12 protein-coding genes are annotated in these 15,210 nt (G+C 67.1%); 7 read left to right on the top strand and 5 right to left on the bottom strand.

Going from position 1 to position 15,210, the window contains the following annotated elements:
- Nucleotides 1-37: 37 nt before the first annotated feature.
- The 4 genes from FA702_RS16835 to pgi form a co-directional block, all read right to left on the bottom strand.
- Nucleotides 38-1,054, bottom strand: coding sequence for an aldehyde reductase (locus FA702_RS16835; RefSeq protein ID WP_136957033.1), 1,017 nt, complete (start codon nucleotides 1,052-1,054; stop codon nucleotides 38-40).
- A 25-nt stretch (nucleotides 1,055-1,079) separates the two neighbouring features.
- The gene (locus FA702_RS16830) at nucleotides 1,080-1,802 is read right to left on the bottom strand and encodes an SDR family oxidoreductase (protein ID WP_136957032.1); all 723 of its coding nucleotides are present in this window, start codon (nucleotides 1,800-1,802) and stop codon (nucleotides 1,080-1,082) included.
- Nucleotides 1,803-1,858: 56 nt separating this feature from the next.
- On the bottom strand, nucleotides 1,859-3,214 hold the full coding sequence (gorA, locus tag FA702_RS16825) for a glutathione-disulfide reductase (RefSeq protein ID WP_136957031.1): 1,356 nt from the start codon (nucleotides 3,212-3,214) through the stop codon (nucleotides 1,859-1,861).
- Nucleotides 3,215-3,325: 111 nt separating this feature from the next.
- Nucleotides 3,326-4,846 carry a glucose-6-phosphate isomerase gene (gene pgi / locus FA702_RS16820; RefSeq protein WP_136957030.1) on the bottom strand — a complete coding sequence of 507 codons (1,521 nt, stop codon included), beginning with the start codon at nucleotides 4,844-4,846 and terminating at the stop codon, nucleotides 3,326-3,328.
- A 171-nt stretch (nucleotides 4,847-5,017) separates the two neighbouring features.
- Here pgi and lepB point away from each other — a divergent pair, with 171 nt between their 5' ends.
- The 7 genes from lepB (at nucleotide 5,018) to FA702_RS16785 (ending at nucleotide 12,538) form a co-directional block, all read left to right on the top strand.
- Nucleotides 5,018-5,905 (top strand): signal peptidase I, encoded by an 888-nt coding sequence (gene lepB / locus FA702_RS16815; RefSeq protein ID WP_136957029.1) that lies wholly within the window; start codon nucleotides 5,018-5,020, stop codon nucleotides 5,903-5,905.
- 14 nt (nucleotides 5,906-5,919) lie between these two features.
- Nucleotides 5,920-6,600, top strand: a complete 681-nt coding sequence (gene rnc, locus FA702_RS16810; RefSeq protein ID WP_255504630.1) for a ribonuclease III — start codon at nucleotides 5,920-5,922, stop codon at nucleotides 6,598-6,600.
- Between the two features lie 125 nt (nucleotides 6,601-6,725).
- A complete protein-coding gene (gene era / locus FA702_RS16805) occupies nucleotides 6,726-7,661 on the top strand; it encodes a GTPase Era (RefSeq protein WP_136957028.1) in 936 nt (311 codons plus the stop codon).
- Between the two features lie 5 nt (nucleotides 7,662-7,666).
- Complete coding sequence (locus tag FA702_RS16800; RefSeq protein WP_168196097.1) at nucleotides 7,667-8,551, top strand: SGNH/GDSL hydrolase family protein; 885 nt, start codon at nucleotides 7,667-7,669, stop codon at nucleotides 8,549-8,551.
- Nucleotides 8,552-8,755: 204 nt separating this feature from the next.
- Nucleotides 8,756-10,354: a glycosyltransferase family 39 protein gene (locus FA702_RS16795; RefSeq protein ID WP_136957026.1), complete on the top strand. Its 1,599-nt coding sequence runs from the start codon at nucleotides 8,756-8,758 to the stop codon at nucleotides 10,352-10,354.
- Between the two features lie 52 nt (nucleotides 10,355-10,406).
- Nucleotides 10,407-11,918: a mannosyltransferase gene (locus FA702_RS16790; protein ID WP_136957025.1), complete on the top strand. Its 1,512-nt coding sequence runs from the start codon at nucleotides 10,407-10,409 to the stop codon at nucleotides 11,916-11,918.
- The gene (locus tag FA702_RS16785) at nucleotides 11,915-12,538 is read left to right on the top strand and encodes a hypothetical protein (RefSeq protein WP_136957024.1); all 624 of its coding nucleotides are present in this window, start codon (nucleotides 11,915-11,917) and stop codon (nucleotides 12,536-12,538) included. Before FA702_RS16790 ends, FA702_RS16785 begins: the two co-directional genes overlap by 4 nt.
- A gap of 24 nt (nucleotides 12,539-12,562) precedes the next feature.
- On the opposite strand, the gene topA is transcribed toward FA702_RS16785, so the two are convergent.
- Nucleotides 12,563-15,154 carry a type I DNA topoisomerase gene (gene topA / locus FA702_RS16780; protein WP_136957023.1) on the bottom strand — a complete coding sequence of 864 codons (2,592 nt, stop codon included), beginning with the start codon at nucleotides 15,152-15,154 and terminating at the stop codon, nucleotides 12,563-12,565.
- Nucleotides 15,155-15,210 lie beyond the last annotated feature (56 nt).

Genomic DNA, 15,210 nt, shown 5'->3' with positions numbered 1-15,210 from the left:
TCACGCGCCCAAGGGTCCAGCCCCCAAGCGGGCCTCCTCAAGCCTTCACGATGCCCCGCTCGATCAGGCTGCGCGCGCAATCGAGGATCGATTCCTCCACGGGCCGCGTGCGCCAGCCGAGCCGTTCGAGCGCGTGGGCGGCGCTCGCATCGCGCACGTTGCCGAGTTCGCCGGTGATCTGGCGGATCATCGGATTGAACAGCGCGGAAAAGCGCACCAGCCAGTCCGGCAGCCGGCGCGTGGGCACCTTGCGCGCCTGATTGCCCAGGTTGTCCCTGAGCACGCGGGCAACGTCCACCAGTTTCAGGAACGGCCCCGCGCTGATGAAGCGTTCGCCGGCCAGGCCCGGTTCGGTCAGCGCGCGGACGTGCAGGTCCGCGCAATCGCGCACGTCGACGATGCCGAACCCAAGGTCCGGGCACCCCGGCAGGGCACCGGCGAGCAACTGGCGCACGACTTCGATCGAGGGCGAGAAATCATCGCTCCACACCGGCCCCAGCACGGCGGCGGGGTTGACCGACACGAACTCCATCGCGCCGCCGTTGGCCGCCACCCAATCGCGCGCGGCGCGTTCGGCAATGGTCTTGGACTTGACGTAGGCATAGACGTCCGGCCCGTCCACGTCGGTCCAGTCGCTTTCGGTGAAGCGATGCTGGCCCTTGCCGTGGCCATAGGCGATCGCGGCGACGGACGATGTCTGCACGAAGCGGGTGACGCCCGCCGCACGCGCGAACCGCAAGGCGCGCAGCACGCCTTCGCGCGCGGGCACGATCAGGTCGTCCTCGTGCTTCGGCGCGTTGGTGCTGAACGGCGAGGCAACGTGGCACACGTGCGTGCAGCCGATCACCGCATCCGCCCAGCCCGCATCCGCCATCAGGTCCGCCGCGAAGAAGCGCAGGGTCTCGGGCGTTCCGCCGAGACGCGGGCGCAGTTCCGCCTCGCGCGACAGGTTGCGGACGGTGGCATGGACCGTCCAGCCCTGTTCGAGAAGCTGCCGCACCACGAAGCCGGCGATGTAGCCGCTTGCGCCGGTCACCAGAACCTTGCCCGTCATTCCTCTTCTCCCCGCCTGCCCGCTTTCAGAAGCGGATCATGATCCTGCGCGCCAGCGCCGGCGAGATGGAATGCACCAGTTGCAGCAGCTTGACCATGCCCACGCTGGCCTCGTCCGCGTTGCGCTCCATCGCCGAGATGATCTGGCGCGCGCATTCTTCCGGCGGCATCTTGCGGTTGGCGCGTCCGGCCGTCATCTGCGTATCGACCACCGGCGGCAGCGCTTCCAGCACGTGGATCGCGGTATCCTTTAACTGGTAGCGCAGCGCCATGGTATAGCTGCGCAAGCCTGCCTTGGTGGCGCAATAGACCGCCCCGCCCCCGTTGGGCGCGATGCCGAGGCCGGAGGTGACGTTGACGATCATCGCCTCGGGTTGCGCGCGCAGCACCGGCATCAACCGCGCGATCAGGTGGATCGGGGCATGAAGGTTGAGGAAGATGGTGCGGTCGGTGGACGCGAGATCAGGCGCGCCATTGCGGAAATCATGGTCGGTCCCCGCCCCGGCGTTGTTGACCAGAATGGCGATCTCACGCCCGGCAAGACCCGCGAGCACCGCGTCCACGCCTTCGGGCAGGGACAGGTCGGCCTCGATCACCTCGAACCCATCGGCCCGGGCGGCGGCGATCCTGTCCGCCGTGCGCCCGGTGGTGATGACGGTAACGCCCTTGTCGCGCAACTGGCGAACCAGGCGGGCGCCTATCCCGTCGGTGCCACCCGTGACCAGCGCAACCTTGCCCTGCAACCGCATGTTCTGCCTCCCCGTTGGTGTGGGAAAACTATCACATAAGTTGCAACTTGCAACTTTTATCGCATGAGGACGAGTTCTTCCGCCATCGACGGGTGCAGCGCGACGGTGGCATCGAAATCGGCCTTGGTCAGCCTCGCCTTCACCGCGACCGCCGCGGCCTGCAGGATCTCGGGCGAATCCGGGCCGATCATGTGGATGCCCAGCACGCGGTCGGTCTGGGCATCGACGATCATCTTGTAGAGCCCGCGCTCGGGACGCTGGCCGAAGATGTTCTTCATTGGCCGGAAATCGGACGAATAGACCTTCACGTTGCCATAGGCGTTGCGCGCCTGCCCTTCGGTCAGGCCGACGCCCGCCAGCGGCGGTTGCGAGAACACCGCGCTGGGGATGCAGGCGTAATCGATCCGCACATCCTTGCCGCCGAACACCCGGTCGGCGAACGCGTGCCCTTCGCGAATGGCCACGGGCGTCAGCTGCACGCGATCGGTCACGTCGCCCACGGCATAGATGCTGTCGCAGGTGGTCTTCGCGGTATCGTCGACCCGGATCTCGCCCCGTTCGCCCCGTTCGACGCCGGCAGTCTCCAGCCCCAGCCCGGCAACGTTCGGCCGGCGACCGGTGGCGACCAGCACGGCATCGGCCGGAATCGGGTCCTGCGCGCCTTTCACCCACACGTGCAGACAGCCGTCCGCCTGCTTTTCCACCTTGGTGATCGGGCAGTTGAAGCGATAGGTGATGCCGCGCGCCATGGTGATCTGCAGCAGGCGGTCGCGCAGCGTCTCGTCATAACCCCGCAGGATCGCGTCGCTGCGATTCACCACGGTCACCGCGCTGCCCAGCGCGTTGAAGATGCCGGCGAACTCCAGCGCGATGTAACCCGCACCCTGGATGACGATGCGGCGCGGCAGTTCGGGCAGATGGAACACCTCGTTGGAGGTGATGCAGTGTTCGTTGCCTTCAAATTCGGGCATCACCGGCCAGGCGCCGGTGGCGACGAGAATGTACTTCGCTGAAATTTCCCGCCCCGAAGCGAGCCGCACGCCATGCGGCCCGGTGATCGTGGCGCGTTCGAGGAAGCGTTCGACCTTGTTGTTTTCCAGCGTGGTCGTGTAGGCCGTGTTCAGGCGATCGACATCCTTGAGCACCGCGTCGCGCAGGGTTGGCCAGTCGAAATGCATCTTCTCGACCGTCCAGCCGTAATTGGCGGCGTCCTGCAGTTCCTCGGCGAAGTGCGAACCGTACACGAGCAGTTTCTTGGGCACGCAGCCCCGGATCACGCAAGTGCCGCCGACCCGGTATTCCTCCGCCACGGCCACGCGCGCGCCGTGCGATGCCGCGATCCGGCTGGCCCGCACGCCGCCCGAGCCTGCGCCGATGACGAAAAGATCGTAGTCGTATTCCTGCTCAGCCATGATCTGCTCCTGTCGAGCGATGCATATGGCGAGCCGGTGACGGATTGCCAATGGCGGCGCGCAAGAGTTTTGTTTGCCAGACTAACGAAACTCTTGCGCACCGACCCTGCCCTATTCGCCGATACCGGCCGCCGCCAGCAGCGCCTCGGTGGACGGATCGAAGCCCTCCCCGCCGCCGGACTCGATCTGCTTCGCGATCGCCTTGCCCAGTTCCACGCCGAACTGGTCGAAGGGATTGATCCCCAGCAGCATCGCCGAAACGAAGGTGCGGTGTTCGTGGAACGCGATCAGCGCGCCCAGCGTTGCCGGGTTCAGATCGTCGCAGAAGATCGTGGCCGAAGGCCGGTCGCCCGGATAGGCGCGCGCGCCGTCGTCGGAAGCCTTGCCCGCCATCAGCGCCGCGCCTTGCGCGAAACAGTTCGACAGCAGGATGCGGTGGTGCGCGGGATCAAGATCGTGGCCCGGCACTTTCACGGCGAGGAAATCCACCGGGATCAGATGGGTGCCCTGATGGAGCAGCTGGAACACCGCGTGCTGTGCGTCGGTGCCCACCCCGCCCCACGTAACCGGCGCGCTGGGCCGGGCGAGCGGCTGGCCGTCGGCCGTCACCCGCTTGCCGTTCGATTCCATCTCCAGCTGCTGGAGATAATCGGGCAGCAGGCGCAGCCGTTCGTCATAGGCGAAGACGGCGCGTGTCTGGCACCCGCGCGCCTGCGTGTAGTAAAGATCGGCGAAGGCCGCGCGAACGACCACGTTCCGGTCCAGCGGGGCTTCGATGAAATGCCGGTCGATCGCCGCCGCGCCTTCCAGGAACTCGCCGAAGGCCTGCGTGCCCAGAGCCAACGCCACGGGAAAGCCGATCGACGACCACAGCGAATAACGCCCGCCCACCGTTTCGGCGAACGGCAGGACCCGGGTTTCATCCACGCCCCATTCGACAGCCTTCTCCGGCGCGGCGGTCAGCGCCACCACGCGGCCATAGGGATCGTCCAGCCCGCCTTCGCGCAGCCATTCCAGCGCGCTGGCGGCGTTGGTCATGGTCTCGGTGGTGGTGAAGGTCTTGGAGGCGACCGCGATCAGCGTCGTCGCCGGATCGCAGGCCGCCATCGCGGCTTCCAGCGCGCAACCATCGATGTTCGAGACGACATGCACGTCGACCAGCGCGCTTTCACGCGCTAGCGCGTCGATCGCCAGCGCCGGTCCAAGCGCGGAGCCGCCGATGCCGATATGGATCAGGCTTTTGACCTCACCCAGCACGCCCGCGTGGATCGCGTCGACGAGCGCCCGCATCCGCGCGTGCAGGGCGCCGGCTTCCTCGACGCTGGCATCACTGCCCACGCCACGCTGGGCGGCATGTTCGGCGGCGCGCCCTTCGGTGTTGTTGATCCGTGCGCCGGCGAAAAGCTGCTCGCGCTTGCCCGCAAGGTCCATCGTGCCGGCGATCTCGCCCAGCACCCGTTCCACGTCCGGCGAAAGGTGCGTCTTCGACCAGTCGAAGCGGATCGGCCCGCCCGGCAGTTCCAGTTCAGTACTGTAGCGCGCAATACGCTCCGAATCGCCGAACAGGTCCTTCAGGGAAGGCCGCGCCAGCGCTTCCAGAGCGTTCCAGCCCGCAAGATCCTGTCCACTCATCGCGCCGGTATCCCTTTTCTTCGCAGTTGCGAAACCCCTCATGCCCGCTCGCGGGCCGTCCGCCAAGCGTCCCGTTCATCTCCGGTACGGGTGCGCAGACGTATTCCGGCACAGTGTATTGCATGCACAACACACTTGACGAAAGCGCGCCCCCTCCACATGACCGCGACGATGAGCGAAACACCCGAGACTCCAGCCGCCTCCGAAGGCGCCGCCTCCCCCGCCGGAACGCCGGGTTCGGGAGGCCTGCCACCAATCGCGGGCAAGCCGAAAAAGGAGAAGAAGGAGGAGGACAGCTTCGCCGTCTTCCTCATCAAGCTGGTGCTCGTGGTCGCGATTTTCCGCAGCTTCATCTTCTCGCCGTTCAACATCCCGTCGGAATCGATGCTGCCGCGGCTGGAGAACGGCGATTACCTGCTCGCCGCCAAGTGGCCCTATGGCTTTTCGAGCTATTCGCTGCCGTTCGGCGTGCCACTGCTGCCCCACCGCATCCTGGCCGGCACGCCCAAGCGCGGCGACGTGGTGATCTTCAAGGCGCCCCCGGGCAACGACGTGGACTACATCAAGCGCGTGATCGGTCTTCCCGGCGATACCGTGCAGATGGTGGGCGGCGTGCTGCATCTCAACGGCAAGCCGGTGCCCAAGCAGAGGATCGAGGATTTCGTGATCCACGTATCGGCCAACACCAACTGCATCTCGCCCGAGTTCGAGGCGGTGGAGAAGGACGGTTCGCCGAGCTGCCACTATCCGCAGTACCGCGAGACGCTGCCCGAAGGCAAAAGCTACAACGTGCTGGACCTCGGCTATCGCCCGCAGGACGATACGCCGCCCGTGGTCATCCCCGAGAACCGGCTGTTCCTGATGGGCGACAACCGCGATAATTCGATGGATAGCCGCTTCCCGGCAGTAGAGGGCGCAGGGATCGGGCTGGTGCCGATGGACAACCTGATCGGCCGCGCGACCATCGTCATGTGGTCCACCGACGGTTCGGCCAACTGGTTCCTGCCCTGGACCTGGTTCACCGCCGCGCGCTGGAACCGGCTTGGGGGGCTGTTCTGAGCAAGCCCCAGCCCGTGCCGGCCGCACCGCTGGCCGATGATACGATTGCCTTCCTGACCGCCCTGACCGGCCATGCGCCCTTGCGCGACGACCTGTGGCGCGAGGCGCTGACGCATGGGTCAATGGGCGAGGCGCGTGATTACCAGCGGCTCGAATTCCTTGGCGATCGCGTGCTCGGCCTCGCCATCGCCGACTGGCTGCACGAAAAGAGCGATGCCGCCGAAGGCAAGCTCTCGCAGCGGCTCAACGCGCTGGTCAGCCGCGAGACCTGCGCCGACGTGGCGCGCACGCTGGGCGTGCCCGCGCACATCCGCCTCGGCAAGCAGGCGCGCGACGATGGCGGCGCGGACAGCGACAACATCCTGGGCGACGTGATGGAGGCGCTGATCGGCGCGCTGTTCGTCGACCGTGGCTTCGACGTTGCGCAGGCCTTCGTGCGTCGCGCGTGGGACAAGCCGATGGCGGGCGGCGCGGGCCAGCGCAAGCACCCCAAGGCTGCGTTGCAGGAATGGGCGGCCGGCAACCGCCGCAAGCCCCCGGTCTATACGCTGGTCCGCCGCGATGGACCCGATCACGCCGCCAGCTTCACCGTCAGCGTCGAAGTGAAGGGCGTGGGCGTGATGGAAGCGCGCGGATCGAGCAAGCAGGAAGCGGAAACCTCCGCCGCCCGCGAATTCATGAACCGGTTCGCCTGAAAGGCCCGCCGGAAAGAGTTGCCTGCGGAAAGAATGCCCACCGGGCAGCTTGCCTTCTTCCGGCAACCGGCGCTTCACGCTAAACAGAAAACAGCCCCGGCAGGCTTGGGGCGATTGGAGTTATTTTGACAGAAACCAACGCAAGGGAACGCTGCGGCCTCGTCGCGGTGATCGGGGCGCCCAACGCGGGCAAGTCCACGCTGGTCAACGCGCTGGTGGGCCAGAAGGTCGCCATCGTATCGTCCAAGGCGCAGACCACGCGCGCGCGGCTGATGGGGATCGCGCTGGAGGATCTGCCCACCGATGCGGGCGGGGTGGACAGGGTGCAGATCATCCTCGCCGACACACCCGGCATCTTCGAACCGCGCCGCCGGCTGGACCGCGCGATGGTCAGCGCCGCGTGGGAAGGCGCGGTCGAAGCCGATGCCATCCTGCTGGTGGTCGATGCGCGCAAGAAGAAGCGCGACTACCTCGAACCGATCCTCGCCGCGCTGGCCGATCGCAAGGAACGGAAGATCCTGGTACTCAACAAGGTGGACTCCACGCCCAAGGAACCGCTGCTGGTCATGGCGGAGGAACTCAGCGCGCAAGGGGCGTTCGACGAGGTGTTCTTCGTCTCCGCGCTCACCGCCGATGGCGTGCCCGAACTCAAGCGGCGGCTGGCCACGCTGATGCCCGAAGGCGTGTGGCACTATCCCGAAGATCAGGTTTCGGATGCCAGCGAACGCCTGCTGGCGACCGAGATCACGCGCGAGCAGCTCTACCGCCAGTTGCATGACGAACTGCCCTATGACAGCGCGGTGCGCCCCGAAAGCTACCAGCACAAGGCCGACGGATCGGTGGAAATCCACCAGCAGATCGTGATCGCGCGCGACAGCCAGAAATCCATCGTGCTGGGCAAGGGCGGCGCCCGGATCAAGGCGATCGGCGAGGCCGCGCGCAAGGAACTGGCGGCGTTGCTGGGCGTGAAAGTCCACCTGTTCCTGCATGTGAAGGTGGAGGAAGGCTGGGCCGACAGCCGCGAGATCTATGAGGAAATCGGGCTGGACTGGGTGAAGTGAAGGCCTTGCGGGCGGTTCTCCCTGCCCTTGCGCTCGCTCTCGCCCTCCCGTCGGGTGCGCTGGCGCAGGGTCTGCCAGCCGGTGCGCGCTATGTCGCCATCGGCGATTCCTTTGCGTCCGGCCTCCAGCTTGGCCCGCCCGACCCCGGCACGCCGCCGCGCTGTTCGCGCACGGCCCCCAGCTATGCCCATCTCGTCGCCCAGCGCCTGAAACTGGCGCTGGCGGACGCGACGTGCAGTTCGGCGAAGACGGAGCACGTCCTGGGCAAGTGGGACGAACTGCCGCCGCAGATCGATGCCGTCACGCCCGACACCCGGCTCGTCACCGTGACCATCGGCGCCAACGACGTGCGCTATGTCAGCGATTTCTTCGCGGGGCTGTGCCGCCTTTCCACGGAAACTCGCAGCAAGCCCGAATGCGCCGTGCCGCCTCCACTGCCCGATCAGGCCACGTGGACCGCGCTGGAAGCCAACCTGCGGCTGATCGCCGCGCAAGTGCGGACACGCGCGCCGGCCGCGCGGCTGGTGTTCGTCGATTATCTGGCGCTCCTGCCCCGTCTGGTCTTGTGCGATCGCACGCCCCTGACCCCCGCCGAAGCCGCCGACCGGCGCGCGGTGGGTGACCGGCTGCGGGAAGTGATCGCGCGCGTCGCCGGGCAGGAAGGAGCGCTGCTGATCGAGGCTGCCCGCATGTCCCGGTCGCACACGCCCTGTTCCGTCATCCCCTGGGCCTCCGGCTATCCGGGTTTTGGAACAGGCCCCGCCTGGCACCCGACCGCGCTGGGCCACGCCGCCATTGCCGACGAAATCGTGCGGCGGCTGGCCCCGGAGCCAGGCACGACACCGCCTCCGCCGGTGTTCATCGTAACCCCGCGGACTCCAACACGCTAACCGGCACGGCGGTATCCCGCAGGATCCCGGCGCACGGGCGGTTCGCGCCATCGCGCCGCCTTGCGGTTTCCGATTGTCGTTCACTGGCGATACAGGTTATGGCGCCAAATGAGGGGCGTCGGCCATTATCGCGTTCGCGAGCGCGAAGGTATCGATTTGCTCGCCCGTTACAGGTCTAGCGTGCAGCAGCAACGGAGCGAATGAATGGTCGAAAGCGTCGGTGCCGTCCGGACGACGTCGGTCCGAACCCAGGATGCACCGCCCCTGCTCTCGGCCACGCTTCCGGTCCGGGCCGCCGCCGCATGGCGACAGCTGCACCTGCCGGACTGGCTGACGCTGGCGTTGAGCTACCTTACGCTGACGCTGCTGCTGCGCGCGCTGCTGATCGGCAATCCGGTGATCCACATCGACGAACAGTTCTATCTGCTCGTCGGCGACCGGATGCTGCACGGCGCGGTGCCCTATGTGGACATCTGGGACCGCAAGCCGATCGGCCTGTTCCTGCTGTTCGAGCTGTTTCACCTGTTCCCGGGCGATGGCGTCGTCACCTATCAGTTGGCGGGCGTGCTCAGCACGGTGGCGACGGCGATGGTGATCGAACGGCTCTCGCGCGAGATCGCGCCACGGGCCGGGGCGTGGCAGGCCGGGTTCGCCTACATCCTGTTCATGCCGGTGTTCAACTGCGTGCTGGGACAGGCGCCGGTGTTCTTCAACCTGCCCGTTGCGCTTGCCGCATGGGCCGTGGTCGATACGCTCAAGCGCCTGGAAGACCCGCAACTGCTCTGGCGCGGCGCGGGCATCATGGCGCTGGTCGGCATCGCCATGCAGATCAAGTACACGGTGGTGTTCGAAGGCGTCGCTTTCGGCGCCCTGCTGCTCGGCCGCGCCTATGCCGATGTCTGGTCGTGGAAGAAGCTCGGCGCCGCCGCGCTGCTGTGGGTAGGAGCCGCTTTGGCGCCGACGGCGCTGGCGCTCGGCATCTATGGCGCGATGGGCCATGCCGGCGCATTCATGCAGGCCAATTTCTTCTCGATCATGTCGCGCCAGTCAGATGGCGAAGCCTGGTGGCGGCTGACCAAGGAAATGCTGGTCCTCGCGCCGTTCTGGTTCGCGATCTTCAATGCCCCGCACCATCTGGCGATGACCGGCGGTTCCTATCCCCGCGCGCGGCATGTGCTGCGGGCCTGGGGCGTGGCGGCCTTCGCCGGATTCCTGGCGTTCGGCACCTGGTACGATCACTACGTCGGGCCTCTGCTGGCGCCCCTGTGCATTCTGGCCGCGCCCGCGCTAGGGCGGCAGATCCGCAGCGAGAAGTGGTATGCGCGGTTCCTGCTGGGGCTGGGCGCGATCGGCGGCGTGGTCGTCCCGGCCTACCAGTTCTATCACCACGGCACGCTGGGTGACGTGGAGCACGCCACCAGTCTGATCCGGGCCGAACTGGGCGATGGCTGCTTCTACATGAACGAAGGCGATCCGGTGCTTTACCAGACCACGAACGCCTGCCTTGCGACGAGCTACATTTTCCCGACGCACCTTGCCGGGGCGGTGGAAAGCCGTTCGCTGGGCATCGACGTGGAAGACGAGATGCGGCGGATCATGGCGCGGCGTCCCAGTGTGGTGATGGTGGGCGTCAAGCCCTTGTCGCGGCCGGCCAACCAGTCTTCGCGCGCGCTGTTGATGCGGCTGCTCGATCGCGATTACGAGACTTACGCCACTGTCGCCATCGGCACCCGCCAGTTCCGGCTGTATCGCCTCAAGCCCGCCCTGCCTCCGGTGCCCGCGCGCGCCCTCATCGACCGTTGACGCGCGCCGATCGTCGCCGTTAGCTCCTCCGATAGCATCGACCAGCCCGTACATGCCCGCCCCGCGCGATCCTGTCCGAGCCACCGGGCGCCCCGAACAGACGCCCTGGCGCGCGCTCGTGCCCATCCTTGGCGTGGCGCTGGTGTTCCGGCTCGCCATGGCGAGCCAGACCATCGTCCATCAGCCGGATGAAATCTGGCAGTATCTGGAGCCCGCCTGGGGCCGCCTGACCGGTCACTGGATCGTGGCGTGGGAGTTTCACGAAGGCATCCGCGGTTGGCTGGTGCCGATGCTGCTCACCCCTTCGCTCGCGCTCGGGCACGCGATCGCGCCGGACACGATGCTGCACCTGTGGCTGACGCGGGGTCTGCTGGGGCTGCTGTCGCTGGGCGTGGTCGCCAGCTTCTTCGCCATGGGCGAACGGATCAGCCGGCAGCACGCGATCGTCGCCGGCTGGGTCGGCGCGGTATGGGTGGAAATCTTCTACTTCGCCGCGCGCCCGTCGGGCGAAGGGATCGCGCTGTCGCTGGCCGTGCCCGCGCTCTATCTGGCGATGCGGCTGCGTGAGCGCCCGTCGATCAGGCTGGCCGGCATACTCGGCCTGCTCCTTGGCCTGACCTTCATCGTCCGCTTCCAGTACGCGCCCGCGCTGGCGCTGATCGGTCTGCTCGCGGTCAGCGGCGATCCGCGCCGCACGCTCGTGCCGCTCGCCGGTGGCAGCCTTGCGGCGATCGCCCTTGGCGCGCTCGCCGACATGGCGGCCGGCGCGCCGCCCTTGCTGTGGCTGTGGCGTAATTTCGCGATCAACCTGGGCGAAAACCGCAGCGCGTCGTTCGGCACCCAGCCACCGTGGTGGTTCGTGACGCAGATCGGCACCACCTGGCACGTCGCCGCGCTTGCCCTGCTGCCGTCGCTCGTAGCCGGGGCGCGCCGCTTTCCGTTCGTGGCGATCATCGCGCTGGTCGTCATCGCCAGCCACTCGCTGATCCCCCACAAGGAATACCGCTTCGTCATCCTCGCCATCGCGCTGGCCGTGTTTCTGGCGGCGATCGGGTCTGTCGACCTGTGGAAGGCGCTGGCGGGGCGCTGGAGGGCGGCGGGGCGGCTCAATCCGACCATCACCCTGTGTGTGCTGTGGTTCCTGCTGTCCGCCGTTGTCGGCGCGACCAAGCCGTTCAGCGCCTATTGGGGCAATGGGCGCGCGGCCAACACTATGCTGGCCAAGGCAGGCAGGGTGCCGGGCATCTGCGGCCTGGCGCTTTTCCAGGAACCGGACCTGCCGATGGCCAACTACACCTACCTCAACCGCTCCGTTCCCGTCGCGCTGCTGGAAGGGCGCCGCTCGGCGGCATCGGCGCAGGCCATGGAGCCGGCCTTCAACGTGATCATCGCGCCGCGCCTGTCCGCGCCCGAATTGCCACCATCCTATCGGCAGGTGGAATGCCTGCAACAGCACAAGGCGCCTGAGAAGCAGAAGTTCTGCCTGTTTGTGCGGCCGGGCATCTGCACCGGCGGCCCGGGCGACTTCGACTACAACACCGTGCTGCGAAGGCTGGGGCATTGACGGGCCGGTTCCTTCCCCCATTGGCAATGGCCTGCGCCGCGCTGGCTTCCTGCGCACCACAGCATGGTGACGCCCCCGCGGCGGGCCTCGATGCGCAAGCCGAGCGCGCGTTTGCCGCCTGCACCACCGCCGGCCTTTCGCAAACCGTGCTGACGCAAGGCAAGCCGATAGAGGATACGCCGGCGGGCGCCTGTGTGGTCAAGGCAGCGGACGGTGGCAGCGTTCAGGCGGCGCTTTTCCTGGGCGACTTCTACCGCGCCGCCTCCGCGCACCCCAACCCCGCCTGGGATCGGATCGATACCTTCGGGCGCGAAACGCATTGGTATCGGGAAGCCGCCAAACGCGGTTCCGAACGCGGCGAGTTTCTTGTCGCGAGCGAAGGCGATCGGCATCCTTACATGCCGCTGCACGACAACCTGCTCGACTGGTACATCCAAGCCGCGCGGCAGGGAAATGGCGATGCCGCGCTGGCCATTGCCCGTGCCTACAAGCTGGGACGCATCCAGCCCGCGAAGCTGCACGGCTTCCGAGCCTGGCTGGCGCAGAACGCCCGCCCCGGCACCGTCCAGGCGAACGTGGCCGCCGTGCTTGAGGAGGACCACGCGCCGATCATCAACTGACCGGCGCGCAAGGATCTTCCGTACCTACTCGGCAGCCGCCTTCTTTGCCGCAGGCTTCTTCGCCGCTGCTTTCTTCTCGCCAGCCGCCTTCTTCGGCGCGGCCTTCTTTGGTGCCGCCTTCTTGGCAGGAGCCTTCTTCTTGCCCTTGGCAGGCCCCTTGGCGGCGCGCTCGTCGATCAGGACGATCGCTTCCTCCAGCGTCAGCGCTTCGGGCTGCTTGTCGCGCGGGAGCGTGGCGTTGGTGGTGCCGTCGGTAACGTAAGGCCCATAGCGGCCCGCCATCAGCTTGATCTCGCCGCCCGAGGTCGGATGCGGCCCGAAGGTCTTGAGCGGTTCGGCCGGCGCGCGCGATCCCCGCGCGGCCGCGCCATTGGCCGCTTCGGCCAGCTTGACCACGGCGGCGTTCATGCCGGTCTCGAACACTTCGGCGGTGGAGCGCAGCCGCGCGTACTTGCCGTCATGCGCCAGATAGGGGCCATAGCGCCCGATGCTGGCCGTGATCGGCTTGCCGCTTTCCGGATGCGCCCCGATCTCGCGCGGGAGGCTGAGCAGCTTCAGCGCCCATTCCAGATCGAGTTCGGGAATGTCCTTGGGGATCGAGGCGCGCTTGGCTTCCTTGCCTTCGCCCAGCTGGATGTAGGGACCGAACCGGCCCGACCGGCGCACCACCTCCAGACCGGTGGCCGGGTCCTTGCCCAGCGCGCCGTCCTCGTCTCCACCTTCGCCATCGGCCCCGCCGGGCTGGGCGAACTTGCGGGTGAACTTGCACTCCGGATAGTTCGAGCAAGCGATGAACGCGCCATAGCGTCCGCCGCGCAGCGAGAGGCGCCCTTCCCCGCACTTGGGGCACAGGCGCGGATCGCTGCCGTCCGCCTTGGGCGGGAACAGATAGTCCTCAAGGAAGACGTCGAGCGCGGCGGTTACCTCGCTCGGCTTCTTCTCCATCACCTCGTCGGACTTCGGCTTGAAATCGCGCCAGAACGCGGCCAGCACCTGCTTCCACGCCGCCCGGCCACCGGAGACGTCGTCCAGTTCGTCTTCCATGCCGGCGGTGAAATCGTAGGCGACGTAGCGATCGAAGAAGCGTTCGAGGAACGCCGTCAGCATCCGCCCCGATTCCTCGGCGAAGAAACGGTTCTTCTCGGTGCGGACGTAGTTACGGTCCTTGAGCACCTGCAACGTGGCGGCATAAGTCGAAGGCCGGCCAATGCCGAGTTCCTCCAGCCGCTTGACCAGGCTGGCTTCCGAATAGCGCGGTGGCGGCTGGGTAAAGTGCTGGGTGGCGTCCACCCCGCGCTTCGCCGGGGTATCCCCCTTGTTCATCATAGGCAGCAAGCCGGAATCGTCGTCCTCCGCATCCTGCTTCTGGTCGCGCCCTTCCTCGTACACCGCCAGGAAGCCGGGGAACTTCACCACCTGCCCGGTGGCGCGCAATTCGTGCCGCCCGGTGCCCTCGCGCAGCGTGACCGTGGTGCGTTCCAGACTGGCCGACGCCATCTGGCTGGCGATCGCGCGCTTCCAGATCAGGTCGTAGAGCCGCGCTTCGTCCCCCGAACCATGGCGGTCCTTGGCGAAATCGGTCGGGCGGATCGCCTCGTGCGCTTCCTGCGCGTTCTTGGCCTTGGTTTCGTAGTGCCGGGGCTTTTCGGGCAGGTAATGCCCGTCATAGCGGTCCGAGATCGCCTTGCGCGCCATGCTGATGGCGCTGGGATCCATCTGCACGCCGTCGGTCCGCATATAGGTGATCGCGCCGGCTTCGTAGAGCGTCTGTGCCACGCGCATGGTGTGGCTGGCCGAAAAGCCCAGCTTGCGCGCCGCTTCCTGCTGCAGCGTGGAGGTGGTGAACGGCGGATAGGGATTGCGGCGGGCCGGCTTGGTCTCGACCTCCTCGACGCGGAACGTGGCGCCTTCCACCGCCGCCTTGGCGCGCATCGCCACGCCTTCGTCACCCAGGCTCAGCCGATCGAGCTTGTCGCCGTCGAAGCGCACCAGACGGGCCTGGAACTCGGTGCCGCCCTGCTCCAGCCGCGCGACGACCGACCAGTATTCCTGCGCGCGGAACGATTCGATCTCGCGCTCGCGCTCCACTATCAGGCGAAGCGCCACGGACTGCACGCGGCCGGCGGATTTGGCGCCCGGCAGTTTGCGCCACAGCACGGGCGAGAGCGTGAAGCCGAACAGGTAATCCAGCGCGCGGCGGGCCAGATAGGCGTCGATCAGGTCCTGATCGAGCGCGCGCGGGTGCTGCATCGCCTCGGTCACGGTGGCCTTGGTGATGGCGTTGAAGGTGACTCGCTCCACCTCCTTGGGCAGCGCGCGCCGCTTCGACAGCAGTTCGCGCACGTGCCAGGAAATCGCCTCGCCCTCGCGATCAGGGTCGGTGGCGAGAATCAGACGGTCGGCTTCCTTCGCGGCGTCGGTGATCGCCTTCACGCGCGATTGCTTGTCGCCGTAAAGCTCCCAGTCCATCGCGAAGTCCTCATCCGGGCGGACGGAGCCATCCTTCACGGGCAGGTCGCGGACGTGGCCGTAGGAGGCGAGGACCTTGTAGCCGGGGCCAAGGTACTTCTCGATGGTCTTGGCCTTGGCCGGCGATTCAACAATGACAAGCTGCATGACGGGTATATCGTGACCTTACGCGTATGTGTACGCGCGAGGGTGGCGATGCCGCA

The organism is Novosphingobium sp. EMRT-2, assembly GCF_005145025.1.
In the GTDB taxonomy this organism is placed as follows: domain Bacteria; phylum Pseudomonadota; class Alphaproteobacteria; order Sphingomonadales; family Sphingomonadaceae; genus Novosphingobium.
The sequence above is the reverse complement of the archived record's forward strand: the minus strand, read 5'-3'. Positions and strand labels throughout refer to the sequence as shown.

Excerpts from the sequence above, each read along its gene's own strand:
- topA (WP_136957023.1), bottom strand. The coding sequence starts at position 15,154 with ATGCAGCTTGTCATTGTTGAATCGCCGGCCAAGGCCAAGACCATCGAG.
- pgi (WP_136957030.1), bottom strand. The coding sequence starts at position 4,846 with ATGAGTGGACAGGATCTTGCGGGCTGGAACGCTCTGGAAGCGCTGGCG.
- gorA (WP_136957031.1), bottom strand. The coding sequence starts at position 3,214 with ATGGCTGAGCAGGAATACGACTACGATCTTTTCGTCATCGGCGCAGGC.
- lepB (WP_136957029.1), top strand. The coding sequence starts at position 5,018 with ATGAGCGAAACACCCGAGACTCCAGCCGCCTCCGAAGGCGCCGCCTCC.
- FA702_RS16790 (WP_136957025.1), top strand. The coding sequence starts at position 10,407 with ATGCCCGCCCCGCGCGATCCTGTCCGAGCCACCGGGCGCCCCGAACAG.
- FA702_RS16830 (WP_136957032.1), bottom strand. The coding sequence starts at position 1,802 with ATGCGGTTGCAGGGCAAGGTTGCGCTGGTCACGGGTGGCACCGACGGG.
- FA702_RS16795 (WP_136957026.1), top strand. The coding sequence starts at position 8,756 with ATGGTCGAAAGCGTCGGTGCCGTCCGGACGACGTCGGTCCGAACCCAG.
- FA702_RS16835 (WP_136957033.1), bottom strand. The coding sequence starts at position 1,054 with ATGACGGGCAAGGTTCTGGTGACCGGCGCAAGCGGCTACATCGCCGGC.